Here is a 14,222-nt window from a genome sequence, read left to right on the forward strand (position 1 = left end):
GGCGTGCGGGTCGCGGTGTGCGTGAAGCGGGATCTGTTCGGCATGCTCGCGGCGCGCGCCTTCGTCACGGCGCTCGGCGCGCCTGCGCCCGAGCTTGCCTTCTTCTGCAGCACGCGCACGCGGCCGGCCGAGACGGGCCATCGCCTGCCGCTGCTGCTCAAGGCGCTGGAGCGCGACATTCCCATCGACACGCTGCTGGCGGCCACGGCTGATGAGCGCGCCGGGCTGCCGCCCGAACTGCGCCCGGATGCCTGGCGGCCGCTCGCCGACCTCGCGCCCGGCGGCGGCGCGGCGGACCTGCTGGCCTGGCGGCCGGACATGGTCGTGTCCATGCGCTTCAGCCTGATCTTCCCGCGCGCCGTGATCGCGGCCGTGCCGGGCGGGATCCTGAACGTCCATCCCGGCCCGCTGCCCGGCTATCGCGGCCTATTCGCCCCCTTCTGGCAGGTGCTGGAGGGGGAGGCGGAACTCGCCGCGACCCTGCACCTGGTCGATCCCGGCATCGACACCGGCGCGGTGCTGGCCGAACACCGCATCGCTCGGCGGCCGGGCCGTTCGCTGCTGTGGCACATGGGCGAACTCTATCGCGGCGGCGCCGTTCTCGCCGCGCGCGCGGTGCGCCGCGCGATGCGCGGCCAGGCGCCGATCGGCGCGACGCAGCCCCCGGGCGGGCGCTATTGGTGCATCCCCGGCGAAGCGGCGGCGGATGCCTTCCTGCGCGGCCCCATGCCGGTGGTGACCACCGCCGACTACCTCGACCTGCTGGGCGAGGCGCTGCTGCCCGCCCTGCCGGAAGGGGCCATCGCGGCCGCGTCCTGATGCGCGGATCCTCCTTCGCCTCCCGCGTCGCGCTGCTGCTGGCGCTGCTGCTCGTACTCGCCTGCGCGCTGGTGGCGGTGCTGAACTACCTGAAGTTCGAACGCCTGCTGGTCGCGCAGCAGGCGCGCGTGCTCGGCATCATCGCCGCCGACGCGGCGGAGGGCTTCGAGCGCGGCATCAACCTCGGCGTCCGGCTGCCCGGCGTGCCCGGCGGCCAGGCATTGGTCGAGCGCGCGCTGGCGAGCGACCCGGACCTTCACCGCGCGCTGGTCGCCGATGCGCGCGGGCGCATCCTGTTCGATACCGAGCGCGGGCGGATCGGGGAGGACCTGCCCCCCGCGCTCGCCGCCGCCGCGGGCGGCGCCGCGACCGCCGGCTGGCGCGCCGCGCCCATCGTCAACGGCTTCGGCCAGACGGAAGGCACGCTGCTGCTCGGCCATGCGCGGGACAGCATCCGCGCGCGGCTCGATGCCATCGCGCTGGGGATGTTGCGCCCGACGCTGCTCGTGCTGGGGGTCGCTGTGCCGCTGGTGGTGCTGCTGACCTTCCTCGCGGCGCGGCCGGTGCGGCGGCATTTCGACGCCTTCGGACAGGTGCTGGCGCGCGGCGGCGGCGGCGCCCCGCCCGCCTTCGCCGCGCTCGACGCCAGCCTTGCCGAGACCGAGGCGCTGCTCGACGGCGCGGAGCGCGACCTCGAGGCGCTTGTCGCCCTGCCCCCGGGGCAGGAGACGCCGGCATGACAGCGCCCGTGATCCGGCGCCTCGTCGCCACCCTCGTCGCCGTCTCGGTCGCGATGCTGCTCGCCTGCGTGGCGCTCGTCTCCGCCGCCGCGCTCTCCGCCTTCGAGCGGGAGGTGCGCCCGGCGCTGGAGCAGGAGGCCGCCGCGCTGGGCGGCGTCGTCGCCGCGCCGATCGAAACGGCGATCTCGCTCGGGGTCCCGCTCGACGCCCTGCCGGGCGTGGCGGCCTATTTCGAGACGGTGCTGGCCGGGCGGCAGGGCGTGGCCTGGCTGGTGCTCGCCGGCGCCGACGGCACGCCGATGGTCCGCGCCGGCCCGCGCGCGGAGGCCTTCGAGCCCGCGCCGCCGGAAGGCGCGGCGGCCCGGCGCCTGGATGCCGCCTACGACACGCGGCTGCGGCTGGGCCCGGTGGCGGAAGCGCCGCGCGCCTTCCTGCATGTCGGCATGAGCCGCGCGCCGTTGGAAGCCGCCATCGCGGATACGCGCTGGGACGTGCTGATCGTGATGCTGGTCGGCGCCATCCTCGCGATCGAGCTGCTGCGCTATGTGCTGGAACGCGCCGTGACCGGGCCGCTTGCCGCCGCGGACAGGCTCGCGGCGCGGCTCGCCGCGGGTGACCTCGCGGTGACGGCGGACGATGCGGCGCCGGACGAGGCCGGGCGCCTCGCGCGGCTCGCGAATGCCCTGGCGCGGCGTCTGGCGGATCGCCGCGCGCGGCTCGAATGGCTGGCGCAGGAAGTCGCGTCGGGTGGCGCGGCGGCGGCGCGCGGCGCGGCCGCGGTGCTGGCCCGCGTCGCCGCGCGCTTCGGCATGGGCGCGGCCGAACCCGCCATGCCGGGCGCGGCCACGGCACGGCTGCCGCTGTTCCTCTTCGTCGCGGCGGAACAGCTCTCCACCTCCTTCATCCCGCTGCTGGGGCGCGACCTCGCCCGCGCGGGCGGGGCGGCTGACCCCGGGATGCTGGCCGCCGTCGCGATCGCGGCCTTCGTCACCGCGGTCGCGCTCGCCACGCCGCCGGGCGGGCGCATGGCGGCGCGGCGCGGGCCGCGCGCGACCATCCTGGCCGGCGGCGTCATCGCGGCCCTGGGCTTCCTCGGCGCGGCGCTGGCGACGACGATCTGGGGCTTCATCCTCGCGCGCATCCTGTGCGGCGTGGGCTATGCGCTGGTCAGCATCGCCTGCCAGGCACAGATGGTCGCGGTCGCGCCGCGCGGGCGGCTGGCCGGCACGCTCGGCGGCTTCACCGGGGCGGTGATGACGGGCGCGGTCTGCGGCACGGCGATCGGCGCGGTACTGGCGGACAGGATCGGGCAGGGGCCGACCTTCCTCGTCTCGGCCGCGATGGTCGGGCTTGTGCTGCTGCTCGCGCTGCGCGGCTTCCCGCGCGGGGCGCCGGCCACCCTGGCGATGCCGCTCGGCCTGGCGCAGGAAGCGCGGCTCGCGCTGCGCGCGCCGGCCTTCCTCGCGCTGCTGCTGCTCGCCGCCGTGCCGGCCAAGCTCGTGCTGACCGGCTTCGTCTTCTACCTCGCGCCGATCGCGCTGAACGACCTGGGGCTGAGCCAGTCCGCGGTCGGGCGCTACGTGATGCTGTACGGCTTCTGCATGCTGCCGGCGATCGCGCTGGGCGGCTGGATCGCCGACCGCACGCGGCTCGGCCCCGCGCTGATCTGGGGCGCGGCGGTGGCGAACGGCATCGCGCTCGCGCTGCCCTTCGCCGCGCCGCTCGAACTCGCGCTGCCTGTTGCCATCGCCATCACCGGGCTTGCGCAGGGGCTTGCCGCCGCGCCGATGCTGGCCGCGGTCGCCGCCGCCGCGCGGCCGGAGGAAGGGGCGACGGCGCCCGTGCTGCTCGCCTTCCTGCGCCTTGGCGAGCGCTTCGGCAGCATGCTCGGGCCCTTCGCGGCGGCGGCGCTGCTCGCCGGCGCGGGCATGGGGCAGGCGCTGGCGGCGATCGGCGTGGTCTCGGCCGCCACGGGCGTGGTCTATGCGCTGGCCATGTTGCTGCGCCGGGCCGTCCGCCCGGCGATCGGGGTGCCGGCATGATGCCCGCCTCGCGCCGCGCGCTGCTAGCCACGGCGGGGCTTGGCCTGGCCGCGCCGGCGCTCGCCACCGGCCGGCCGCCGCGCATCCTGATGATCCTGTTCCGCGGGTGGGAGGAAGCCTGCGATGGCTTCCGCGACTACTTCGCCGCGCGGCGGATGCCAGTCGACCTTGTGGTGCGCGACGTGGCGCAGGACCTGTCGCGCGTGCCCGCGCTGGTGCGCGAAGCCAGGACGATGCGCCCCGACCTTGTGTACCTGTGGGGCACGACGCTGACGATGGCCGTGCTCGGGCCGTGGGATGCGCATGACCCTGACCGGCACCTCAGCGGCATTCCGGCGGTGTTCAACATCGTCACCGACCCGGTCGGCAACCGCATCGTGCGGTCCCGCGCCGCGCCCGGGCGTCCGGTGACCGGCACCGAATACATCGCCCCCGTGGCGGTGCAGGTCGAGGCGATCGCCGCCTACCGCCCCTTCCGCCGCATCGCCGCGCCCTTCAACCCGCTGGAACAGAACTCCGCGCGGGTGGTCGAGGAGATGGGCCAGCTGCTCGCCGCGCGCGGCGCCGCGCTGCAGAAGCTTCCCGTCCCGGTGCGCGCGGATGGCCGGCCGGATCCTTCCGCCATTCCCGCCCTGCTGCGCGAAGCGCGGGCCGGCGGCGCGGAGTGGCTCTACATCCCGCCCGACACCTTCCTCAACGACCATCGCGCCCTGCTGACGCAGACCGCGATCGCCGAGGGCCTGCCGACCTTCTCGGCCTCCGAGCGCTTTGTCGCCTTCGCCGACGGGCTCGCCGGGCTGGTCAGCCGCTACACCAGCGTCGGCGCCTTCACCGCCTTCAAGGCGGAACAGATCCTGACGGGCGGACGCGACCCGGGCAGCATCCCGGTCGAGACGCTGACGCGCTTTTCCTACCAGATCCGCATGGAGACGGCGCGGCTGCTCGGCGCCTATCCCCCGGTCGGCCTGCTGCGCATCGCGGAGCCGGTGTGATGCTGCTGCGCACGCGCATCGCCATCCTCGCCGCCGTCACCCTGCCCATCGTCGCGGCGGCCGTGGCGCTGCCCGCCTGGCTGCTGCTGGAGGAACGCGGGGCGCGCATCGCGACCCTGCGGCTGGCCCAGCAGGAAGCGGAGGTGGCGCGCGTGCTCGACGCGGCAGCGCGCCCGCTCGGCGTCGCGCTGCACGGCGCGGCGGTGGAGGAGGAGCTTGCCGCCGCGCTGGCACGACGGGATGCCGAGGCGGCGCGCGCGCGGCTCGCGCGCCTCGTCGCCACGGTGCCCGAGGGGCGGATCGAGGCGATCGGCCGTGGCGACCAGCTGATCGCCGCGGCCCCCGGCCCGCGCTCGGGCGAGCCGATGCTGGCCGGGGCGGCGCTGTTCCGCGAACTCGCCCCGGGGCGGGAGGCGCTCGGCGTCGAGACCGCCGCGACCGATGGCGCGCTGCGGCTGGTCGCCGTGCGCCGGCTCGACACCGCGCTGCTCGCCCTTGCCGTGCCCTTCGATGGGGCGCTGCGCGCGCTCGCCGCGTCCTTGCGCGCGGAGGTTCTGCTGGCTGACCTGGAAGGCCGCCCGCTGGCCGCGCCGGAGGCCGCGGGCTGGGCGCTGCTCGGCCCCGGCGGCGCGGATACGGCCTCGCCGCGGCTGGTCGAGCATGAGGGGCGCGCGGTGCTGGTCGTGCCGACCGAATTGCGCTCCCCTGCCGGGCTGCCGGTCGCGCGGCTGATGGTGCTGCGCGACGCGACGGCGGAGGCGCGGCGGGAGGATCTCGCGACGCTCTCGGCGCTCGCGCTGCTGATCGGCATCGGCCTTGCCGCGGGCGTGCTGCTGCACCGGATGCTGCGCGCCGCGCTCGACCCGCTGACCGGCCTGGCCGGCGTGCTGCGCGCCGTCGCGGCGGGCGATCCCTATGCCAGCACCAGCGTGCCGGCGCGGCGCGACGAGGTGGGCGAGATCGCCGCCGCCTTCGAGGCGCTGCGGGCGAGCGGCCTTGCCCTGGGTCGGCACGAGACGCGCGACAGGCTGGCGCGCGAGAGAGTGATCGCGGTGATTCGCGGCAACCTCGCCCGGCTCGCCGCCGTGCTGGACCCGGCCGAGCGCGCCGCGGTCGAAGCCCTGCTGCGCCGGGCCGAGACCGGGGCCGAGGGCGGCGGCCAGGTCCTGGCGGAAGCCTTCGGGCGCATGGCCGAGGGCGTGCTGGACCGCCATGGCCGGATGGACGGGCTGCTCGCCGAGCGCACGCGGGACCTCGAGACGGTGCGCGCCGCGCTGGCGCAACGCGTCGCCTTCGACCGCATGGTCGAGGAGCTGGAGGTCGCGCGCCGCCTGCAGATGGCGAGCCTGCCGACCGAATTCCCGACGCGCCCCTCCTTCTCCCTCCATGCCGAGATGCGCGCGGCGAAGGAGGTGGGGGGCGATTTCTACGACGTGCTGATGCTGCCGGGCGAAAGGCTGGCGCTGATGGTGGGCGACGCCTCCGGCAAGGGCGTGGCCGCGGCGATCTTCGTCGCCATGACGCGCAGCCTGCTGCGCGCGGCGGTGACGCGCGGCGCGAGCCCGGCCGAGGCGCTGGCGCAGGCGAACGACATCCTCGCCGCCGACAACCCGTCCATGATGTTCGCGACCGCCTTCGTCGCCATTCTCGATTGCCGGACCGGCGCGATGGTCCATGCGAGCGCGGGTCACGACGCGCCGCGGCTGCTCCGCGCGGATGGCGCGGAGGTCCCGCTGCACGGGCGCGGCGGGCAGGGCGTGGCGCTCGGCGTCATGGAGGACCTCGCCTATGCCGACCACGCGGCGAGCCTCGCGCCAGGGGAGACGCTGCTGCTGTTCACCGACGGCGTGACCGAGGCCGACCGCGCCGATGGCGCGCTGTTCGGGGAGGCGCGGCTGGGCGAGGCGCTGGCCGCGTCGCGCGGCGCCGCGCCGGCCGAGACGGTGCTGCGCATCGCCGACGCGGTCGAGGCCTTCGCGGCCGGCGCGCCGCAGGCGGACGACATCACGCTGCTCTGTCTCGCCTTCCATGGCGCGGCGGCGGCGCGCGCCCCGGACGTCCCGGCGGCGGCCATGGCTTGAGATGGAGACGGACACGATGGACCTGATCACGGAACGCAAGGGCGGGGCGGTGATCCACCGGATTGCCGGGCGGCTCGACACCGCCACCAGCGCGGCGGCGGAACGCAGCATCCTGGGCGCGATGGCGCCCGGGCAGTCACGCGTGCTGCTCGACATGCGGGAGGTCGCCTATGTCTCCTCCGCCGGGCTGCGCGTGGTGCTGCTCGCGGCCAAGCACGCCAAGGCGGCGGCCGGCGGCGTGGCGCTGTTCGGGCTGCAGCCTGCGGTGCGCGACGTGTTCGACATCTCGGGCTTCTCGCGCATCCTCGCGATCGCGCCGGGCGAGGCCGAGGCGGCGGCGATGCTCGGCGCATGATCCAGGCCGCCGGCATCGCCTGCGACGGCCCGCGCGCGGCGGAGGAGGTGCCGGCGCTGCTCGACCGCGCCGAGGCGCTGCTCGCGGAGGCGGGCTGCGCCATGCCGGCGCGGATGCAACTGCTGCTGGTGCTCGAGGAAGTCGTGGTGAACATCCTGCGCAACGCCTGGCCCGGCGGGGCGGGTCAGGGGCGCGTCTTCACCCTCGCTCTCCGCGCCGCGCCGGCCGGCGATGCGGTCGAGGTCGCGATCGAGACGGAGGATGACGGCATCCCCTTCGACCCGACCGGGGCGGAGGCGCCGGACATCGACGCGCCGCTGGATGACCGCGCGATCGGCGGCCTCGGCATCCACTTCATGCGGCAGATGACCGACCGGCAGAGCTACGCGCGCATCGGCGGGCGCAACCGGCTGCGGCTGGAAAGGCGCTGCCCGGCAGGGGCGTGAGCGCGGCAAACCTGTTGTTCACGTTCGGCGCCCTAGGATGGCGCGTCCCGGTCCTGACGCCCGGGCGCCGAAGCATGGGAACCGCCAGGTGAGCCACGCCGAGCAGCATCTGCAGGACGACGATCCGACCCTCGCCTCCCTCGCGCCGGCGGCGGATGGCACGCCGGCGCTGATCGCCGGCCGCTACGAGGTGCGCGATTCGATCGGCCGCGGCGCCTTCGGCGAGGTGTTCGAGGCCTATGACCGCGTGCTGGGGCGGCTCGTCGCGGTCAAGGTCATGCCGATCGCGCAGAACCTCGGCGCCGAGGGGCGCGAAAGCCTGCGCCGCTTCCAGGTGGAGGCGCGCGCCGTCTCCCGCCTCACCCACCCCAACATCATCACGGTGCACGATTTCGGCCAGGGCGAGCGCTTCGCCTGGATCGTGATGGAGCTCGTGATCGGCGAGACGCTGGCCGATGCGCTGCGCCGCACCGGGCCGCCGCCGCTGGCCGAGACGTCGCGCATCCTCTGCGCGCTGCTGTCCGCCCTGCATGCGGCGCATGAGCGCGGCATCGTCCATCGCGACGTGAAGCCGGGCAACATCCTGCTGGAGATGAACCTGGAGGATGGGCTCGGCGAAGTCCGTCTGTCCGACTTCGGCATCGCGCGCACGGATGCCGAGGACCGCACCGTGGTGGGCCAGATGATCGGCACGCCCTGGGTCATGGCGCCCGAGCAGTTGCGCGGGGAAGCGGTGGATCGCCGTACGGACCTCTGGGCCGCCGGCGTCATCCTGTACGACATGCTGACCGGCGAGCGGCCCTTCAAGGGCTCGATGCCGGGCATCTTCCATCGCATCCAGCATGAGGAGCCGCCGGCGCCGACGCGCCTGCGCGCCGAACTCCCGCCGGCGGCGGATGCGCTGGTCGCGCGCGCCCTGGCCAAGGCGCCGGAGGATCGCTTCGCGACGGCGGAGGAGATGGCGGCCGCGATCCGCGCCGCGCTGGTCGAGGTGGAGCGCTGGCAGGATGCGCCGCCCTTGCCGGGGCTGGGGATCGAGGCGCCTGCGGCCGGCGCGCTCGTGCCCACGATGCCGTTGCCGCCACCGCCGGCGCCAGCGCCGGCGCGCGGCCGCTTCGGGCAGGGGATCGCCGTCGGCATGGTCGCCGGCCTCGCGCTCGGCATCGGCGCCAGCCATGTCGCGGGCATGGCCGGCGCCGTCGCCGTGAGTGTCGGCCCGCCGGCCGCGCCCAGCCTGGCCGCGCCCGGGCCGCATGCGTCCTCTCCAGCGGTGCCTGTTGCGGTGGGCGATGCCGGCGCCGCGCGCCCGCCCGCGGCCGCGCTGGCCTGGATGCCGGAGCCGGAGGAGGCGATCAGGGCCGTGCCCGCATCGCGGGACGTCCGCGCCGCCGTCGCGGACGCAGCGATGCCCCCTGTGGCGACTGCCGCGACGGGAACCCTGGCCGAAGCGAATGCCATCGCCGCGCCCGAGCCTGTCGCGCAGGCGCGGCCCGCCGAACCGGATCCCACGCCGTTATCCGACATGCCGCAATCCGCGGACAGGCCGAATGGCGAGGCGCCGGCGGACATCGCGGCATCGACGCGCGGCGCGCAGGTGCCGGTCGCGGCGGCCACACCCGCCGAGGCGGAGATGCCGCCTCCTTCGGTCGCGCGCGATGTGCCCGCGCTGCCGGAGTTCGTCGTGGAAGCACGCCCTGTCCTCGATCCGCCGGTGACCACGGTGGCCGCGGCGCGGCCCGCCGACGCGCATCCTGAACCGATCGGCGCGGCCCCGACGCCGCATGCCGCGCCTATCCCCGCGGCGGCCGCGCAGGGCGCGGATGCTGGCGGTGCAGGGCTGTCCGGCGGCACGCCGGCGCGGGTCGCGAGCGCGGCGGCCGCTCCGCCCCCCGCCCCGCGGCTGGTCGGCGCGACGCCGCCCTCCGTCGCGATGGTGGCGCCGCCGGCCGGACCCCTGCCGGCCTGCGGGCCCGACCGGCTGCGCATCCGCACCGGATCGCATGACGGGCACGGGCGCGTCGTCTTCGACTGGTCGGGGCCGGTCGCCTATCGGCTGACGCCGGGTGTGGAAGGGCTCGGCATCGTCTTTCCCGATGCGGGGTGCAGGCCGGCCGCGAACGGCATTCGTCCCGCGCGCAACCTGCGCGGCGCCGATGCGGAAGGGCAGGGCGCCGCGCTGGTGCTGCGGATCGCGCCGGGCGCGCAGCCGCGCGACTTCCGGCTCGGCAACCGCGTGGTGATCGACCTCGCGGATCCGGCGCGCTGAACGCGCGCGTCAGGCGGCGCGGCAGCCGGCGAGGAAGCGGTCGATCGCGGCTTCGATCGCCGGGGCGCAGTCCTCGGGTGTCGGCAGGCGATAGATGAAGCGGCGGATGCCGATGTAGACGATGCCGCCATGGAGGTTCCACATGTCCTCCATCCCGGGCGGCGCGAGGCCGGGTTCCGCGCCGATCTCCGCAGCGATGGGCGCGAGCAGGCTGTCGGCCACGCGCGAGAGGTAGCGGTTGTTCAGCGCATCCCCCGCGAGGCCCGCCCACATGAAGATCCGCATCCATTCATAGGTGAAGATCGCGCCCGTGTAGGCGCCGTAGAAGCGCAGCAGTCGCGCGCGCAGCGGCACGGACCGGTCGCGGATCTCGTCGATCCAGCGCGGGTCGAGCCGGCCGAGATAGATGCGCTCGAACACCGCCTCGGTCAGTTCCGCCTTGCTCGCGAAGTAGCGGTAGAGCAGCGCCTGGGTGATGCCTGCCCGTTGCGCAAGGTCGCGCGTGGTGCCGCCGAATCCGACCTCGGCGAAATAGGCGACGGCGGCGTCGAGGATCTGTTCCCGCCGCGCGGGCGAGGCGAGGCGGCGCCCGGCGATCCTGCCCTGCGTCCCGTCCACCTCGCGCCCTCCTCCGCTGACTCTTGACACCATGGTCGCACTCTGTTGATCAATTGATCAACAAGCGAAGCGTCCGGCCCTGGGCCGGGTCCGCCAGGGAGGACCGCCGATGAAGTGGCCGGCCATCGGGTATCTGCGCGCCGGGAGCCTCGAGGATGTCTGGCGCGCCCGCGCCGAGCACGGCGCCGCGGCGCAGATCCTCGCCGGGGGGCAGACGCTGCTCGCGACCCTCGCCTTCCGCCTCTCCGAACCGAAGATCCTGATCGACATCACGCGCATTCCGGCGCTGCGCGGCATCGCGGTGCAGGCCGGCGTGCTGCGGATCGGCGCGCTGACGCGGCATGCGGAACTCGCGCGCGACCCGCTGGTGGCGCGGCACGCGCCGCTGCTGGCCGAGGCCGCGCCGCTGATCGCCCATCCCGCCATCCGCAACCGCGGCACGATCGGCGGCAGCCTTGCCTATGCCGACCCGGCGGCGGAACTGCCGGCCTGCGTGGTGGCGCTCGGCGCGACCATCGTCGCCGCATCGCCCGCCGGGGAACGCCGCATCGCGGCCGCCGCCTTCTTCACCGGCCTGCTTTCGACCGCGCTGCGGGACGACGAGGTGATCGCCGCCGTCGAGGTGCCGGTCGCGACGCCGGCCACGCGCAGCGCCATCGTCGAGGTGGCGCGCCGGTCGGGCGACTACGCCATGGCGGGGCTCGCGGCCTGCCTCGAGATGGACGGGCCGCGCATCGCGACGGCGCGGCTTGTTTTCCTTGGCGTCGGCGCGGTGCCGGCGCTGGCGGCGGGCGCCGGCGCGGCGCTGGCGGGGCGCGCGCTGGACGGCGCGGCGATCGCGGCGGCGCAGGCGGCGCTGGATGCGGATCTCGACCCGCCGGCGGACCTGCACGGGCCGCCGGAGATGAAGCGGCATCTCGCGCGCGTGCTGCTCGGCCGCGCGCTGGGCCGCTTCCTGCCCGAAGCGGAGAAGGCGGCATGAGCGCGCGCGTGGACATCACCCTGACCGTGAACGGCGAACGCGTGTCCCGTGCCGTGGAGGCGCGGCGGCACCTGATCGACTTCCTGCGCATCGACCTCGGCCTGACCGGCTCCCACGCCGGCTGCGAACACGGCGTCTGCGGCGCCTGCACGGTGCGGGTGGATGGCGAGATCGTGCGCGGCTGCCTGGTGCTGGCCGCCTCGCTCGACGGCGCCGAGGTGACGACCATCGAGGGGCTGACGGACAGCGGCGAGGTCGCCGACCTGCAGGACGCCTTCGTCGCGCGCAACGCCGCGCAATGCGGCTTCTGCAGCCCGGGGATGGTGATGGCGGCGGCCGACATCCTGCGCCACCATCCCGGCGCGACGCGGGAGGAGATCCGCGAGCATCTTTCGGGCAACTACTGCCGCTGCACCGGCTACCAGGCGATCGTCGATGCGGTCGAGACCACGCTGAAGGCGCGGGAGGGCGCGCGATGAACGAGATCCCGACCCCGGCCTCGATCGGCCTGTCGCGCGAGGACCTGCCCAATTCCTACATCGGCCGGTCCGTGCCGCGGCCGAACGTGCCGAAGCTCGTGCAGGGCCGCGCGACCTACACGGACGACGTCGTACTGCCGCGCATGCTGCACGCCGCCTTCCTGCGCAGCCCCTACGCCCATGCGCGGATCGTATCCGTCGATGCGTCCGCCGCGATGCAGGTGCCGGGCGTCATCCGCGTCTTCACCGGCGCCGACATCGCCAAGGTCTGCGACCCCTGGGTCGCGGTGCTCGCGCATCTCAAGGGGATGAAGTCGGCGCCGCAGCATCCGCTGCCGCTCGACCGCGCGACCTGGCAGGGGGAACCCGTGGTGGCCGTGGTGGCGGACAGCCGCGCCGCGGCGGAGGATGGCGTCGCGTCGCTGCGCGTCGACTGGGACCCGCTGCCCGTCCAGGTGGAGATGGAGACAGCGCTCGCCCCCGGCGCGGTCGTGATCCATCCGGAACTCGGCGACAACCTGGTGTTCACCCGCACCGCGGCGCAGGGCGACGTGGACGCAGCCTTCGCCGCCGCGCACAAGGTGGTGGAGGCGACCTTCGTCACCGGCCGGCACACGGGCGTGACGCTGGAGCCGCGATCCATCATCGCCGACTACAACCGCGCCGACGGCACGCTGACGGTCCATCACTCGACCCAGGCGCCGCACATGATGCAGACGGTCTTCGCCAAGCACCTCCGCATGGAGGAAGGCGATGTCCGCGTCATCTGCAAGGATGTCGGCGGGTCCTTCGGCATCAAGGTGCATGTCTATCCGGACGAGGTCGCGGTCGCGGCCATGTCGCGGATCCTCGGCCGGCCGGTGAAGTTCGTGGCCGACCGCTTCGAGAGCTTTTCCAGCGACATCCACGCCCGCGACCACCGCATCAAGGGCCGCATCGCGGTCGATGCGCAGGGAAAGATCCTCGGCTTCGACATCGACGATTTGACGGGCATCGGGCCCTATTCCGTCTATCCGCGGACCAGCGCCATCGAGGGCAACCAGGTGGTGAATCTCTGCGGCGGGCCCTACGACTTCGCCAATTACCGCTGCACCACCACCGTCGTGCTGCAGAACAAGGCGCCGACCTGCCAGTATCGCGCGGTCGGTCACCCGATCGCGACGGCGGTGACGGAAGGGCTGGTCGATCTCGCCGCTCGGGCGATCGGGATGGACCCGATCGAGATGCGCCGGCGCAACTTGCTGCGCGACGACGCCTATCCCTTCACCTCGCCCGCGGGGATGCGGTTCGAGGGGCTGTCGCACCACGCGTCGCTGGACAAGCTGCTGGAGATGGTTCCGGTCGAGCGCATCCGCGCCGACCAGGCGGAGCAGCGGAAGAAGGGCGTGTATCGCGGCCTCGGCATCGCGGCCTTCATCGAACTGACCAACCCCTCGCCCTTCATGTACGGCATCGGCGGCGCGCGCATCTCGGCGCAGGACGGCGCGACGGTGCGGATGGACCCTGACGGTTCGGTCGTCGTCGCATCCGGCGTGACGGAGCAGGGGCAGGGGACGGAGGCGATCCTCGCCCAGATCGTGGCGCATGGCGTGGGCGTCCCGGTGGGTCGCGTGAAGGTCATCACCGGCGACACGCAGAACACGCCCTATGGCGGCGGCACCTGGGCGTGCCGCGGCGCGGGCATCGGTGGAGAAGCGGCGCTGCAATCCGCGGTGGCGCTTAAGCAGCAGATCCTGGTCGTGGCCGGCGCGATGCTGCAGGCCGCGCCCGAGACGCTCGACATCGTGCTCGGCCAGGTGGTGGACAAGGCGACGGGGGCGGAGCGCATCAGCCTCGCCGAGATCGGGCGCATCGTCTATTTCCGCGGCGACACGCTGCCCAAGGACCTGCCGCGCGAATTCGTCCAGACGCGCCACTTCATCACCAAGGAATACCCCTTCGCCTTCACCAACGGCATCCAGGCCTGCTGGGTCGAGGTCGACACGGCGACGGGCATGGTGAAGCTGCTGGAGCATTGGTGCGTTGAGGATTGCGGGCGCGTGATCAACCCGCTGCTGGTCGACGAACAGGTGCGCGGCGGCATCGTCCAGGGTCTCGGCGGCGCGCTGTACGAACACTGCGTCTACGACGCCGAGGGCAACCTGCTGACGACCACCATGGCCGACTACCTGGTGCCGATGTCGGCCGAGATGCCTGAGATCCATGTCGGCCATGTCGAGACGCCGACCAAGGAAAGCCTGCTCGGCGCCAAAGGCGCGGGGGAGGCCGGGACGGCCGGCGCGCCCGGCGCGCTGATGAACGCGATCAACGACGCGCTGGCGCCGCTCGGCGCCGTCGTGACGGAACAGCCCTTCACCCCGGCGCGCATCCTGCGCGCGCTCGGCACGATCTGAAGATCCTGG

12 protein-coding genes are annotated in these 14,222 nt (G+C 74.4%); 11 read left to right on the forward strand and 1 reads right to left on the reverse strand.

Annotated features, from left to right (window positions below; translation table 11 throughout):
* Positions 1–3: 3 nt before the first annotated feature.
* From J5Y09_RS24590 to J5Y09_RS08485, 8 genes are all read left to right on the forward strand, one after another.
* Positions 4–819 carry a formyltransferase family protein gene (locus J5Y09_RS24590; protein WP_209351305.1) on the forward strand — a complete coding sequence of 272 codons (816 nt, stop codon included), beginning with the start codon at positions 4–6 and terminating at the stop codon, positions 817–819.
* Positions 819–1,559 (forward strand): hypothetical protein, encoded by a 741-nt coding sequence (locus J5Y09_RS08455; protein ID WP_209351306.1) that lies wholly within the window; start codon positions 819–821, stop codon positions 1,557–1,559. Before J5Y09_RS24590 ends, J5Y09_RS08455 begins: the two co-directional genes overlap by 1 nt.
* Positions 1,556–3,601 carry an MFS transporter gene (locus J5Y09_RS08460; RefSeq protein WP_209351307.1) on the forward strand — a complete coding sequence of 682 codons (2,046 nt, stop codon included), beginning with the start codon at positions 1,556–1,558 and terminating at the stop codon, positions 3,599–3,601. The genes J5Y09_RS08455 and J5Y09_RS08460 overlap by 4 nt, the downstream gene beginning before the upstream one ends.
* The gene (locus J5Y09_RS08465) at positions 3,598–4,593 is read left to right on the forward strand and encodes an ABC transporter substrate-binding protein (RefSeq protein WP_209351308.1); all 996 of its coding nucleotides are present in this window, start codon (positions 3,598–3,600) and stop codon (positions 4,591–4,593) included. The genes J5Y09_RS08460 and J5Y09_RS08465 overlap by 4 nt, the downstream gene beginning before the upstream one ends.
* Positions 4,593–6,674: a PP2C family protein-serine/threonine phosphatase gene (locus J5Y09_RS08470; protein WP_209351309.1), complete on the forward strand. Its 2,082-nt coding sequence runs from the start codon at positions 4,593–4,595 to the stop codon at positions 6,672–6,674. The genes J5Y09_RS08465 and J5Y09_RS08470 overlap by 1 nt, the downstream gene beginning before the upstream one ends.
* 16 nt (positions 6,675–6,690) lie before the next feature.
* The gene (locus J5Y09_RS08475; RefSeq protein ID WP_209351310.1) at positions 6,691–7,029 is read left to right on the forward strand and encodes an STAS domain-containing protein; all 339 of its coding nucleotides are present in this window, start codon (positions 6,691–6,693) and stop codon (positions 7,027–7,029) included.
* Positions 7,026–7,475 (forward strand): ATP-binding protein, encoded by a 450-nt coding sequence (locus J5Y09_RS08480; protein ID WP_209351311.1) that lies wholly within the window; start codon positions 7,026–7,028, stop codon positions 7,473–7,475. The genes J5Y09_RS08475 and J5Y09_RS08480 overlap by 4 nt, the downstream gene beginning before the upstream one ends.
* Positions 7,476–7,563: 88 nt before the next feature.
* Positions 7,564–9,741, forward strand: a complete 2,178-nt coding sequence (locus J5Y09_RS08485) for a serine/threonine-protein kinase (RefSeq protein ID WP_209351312.1) — start codon at positions 7,564–7,566, stop codon at positions 9,739–9,741.
* 9 nt (positions 9,742–9,750) lie between these two features.
* Here J5Y09_RS08485 and J5Y09_RS08490 read toward each other — a convergent pair whose 3' ends face one another.
* Positions 9,751–10,359 carry a TetR/AcrR family transcriptional regulator gene (locus J5Y09_RS08490; protein ID WP_209351313.1) on the reverse strand — a complete coding sequence of 203 codons (609 nt, stop codon included), beginning with the start codon at positions 10,357–10,359 and terminating at the stop codon, positions 9,751–9,753.
* Positions 10,360–10,468: 109 nt separating this feature from the next.
* Here J5Y09_RS08490 and J5Y09_RS08495 point away from each other — a divergent pair, with 109 nt between their 5' ends.
* From J5Y09_RS08495 to J5Y09_RS08505, 3 genes are read left to right on the forward strand one after another with little or no spacing between them, the layout of a single operon-like run.
* Complete coding sequence (locus tag J5Y09_RS08495) at positions 10,469–11,341, forward strand: FAD binding domain-containing protein (RefSeq protein WP_209351314.1); 873 nt, start codon at positions 10,469–10,471, stop codon at positions 11,339–11,341.
* The gene (locus tag J5Y09_RS08500) at positions 11,338–11,820 is read left to right on the forward strand and encodes a (2Fe-2S)-binding protein (RefSeq protein WP_209351315.1); all 483 of its coding nucleotides are present in this window, start codon (positions 11,338–11,340) and stop codon (positions 11,818–11,820) included. Before J5Y09_RS08495 ends, J5Y09_RS08500 begins: the two co-directional genes overlap by 4 nt.
* Positions 11,817–14,213, forward strand: coding sequence for a xanthine dehydrogenase family protein molybdopterin-binding subunit (locus J5Y09_RS08505; RefSeq protein ID WP_209351316.1), 2,397 nt, complete (start codon positions 11,817–11,819; stop codon positions 14,211–14,213). Before J5Y09_RS08500 ends, J5Y09_RS08505 begins: the two co-directional genes overlap by 4 nt.
* The last annotated feature ends 9 nt before the right edge of the window (positions 14,214–14,222 follow it).

Origin of the sequence: Roseomonas nitratireducens, assembly GCF_017813355.1 — a bacterium.
Taxonomy (GTDB): Bacteria; Pseudomonadota; Alphaproteobacteria; order Acetobacterales; family Acetobacteraceae; genus Neoroseomonas; species Neoroseomonas nitratireducens.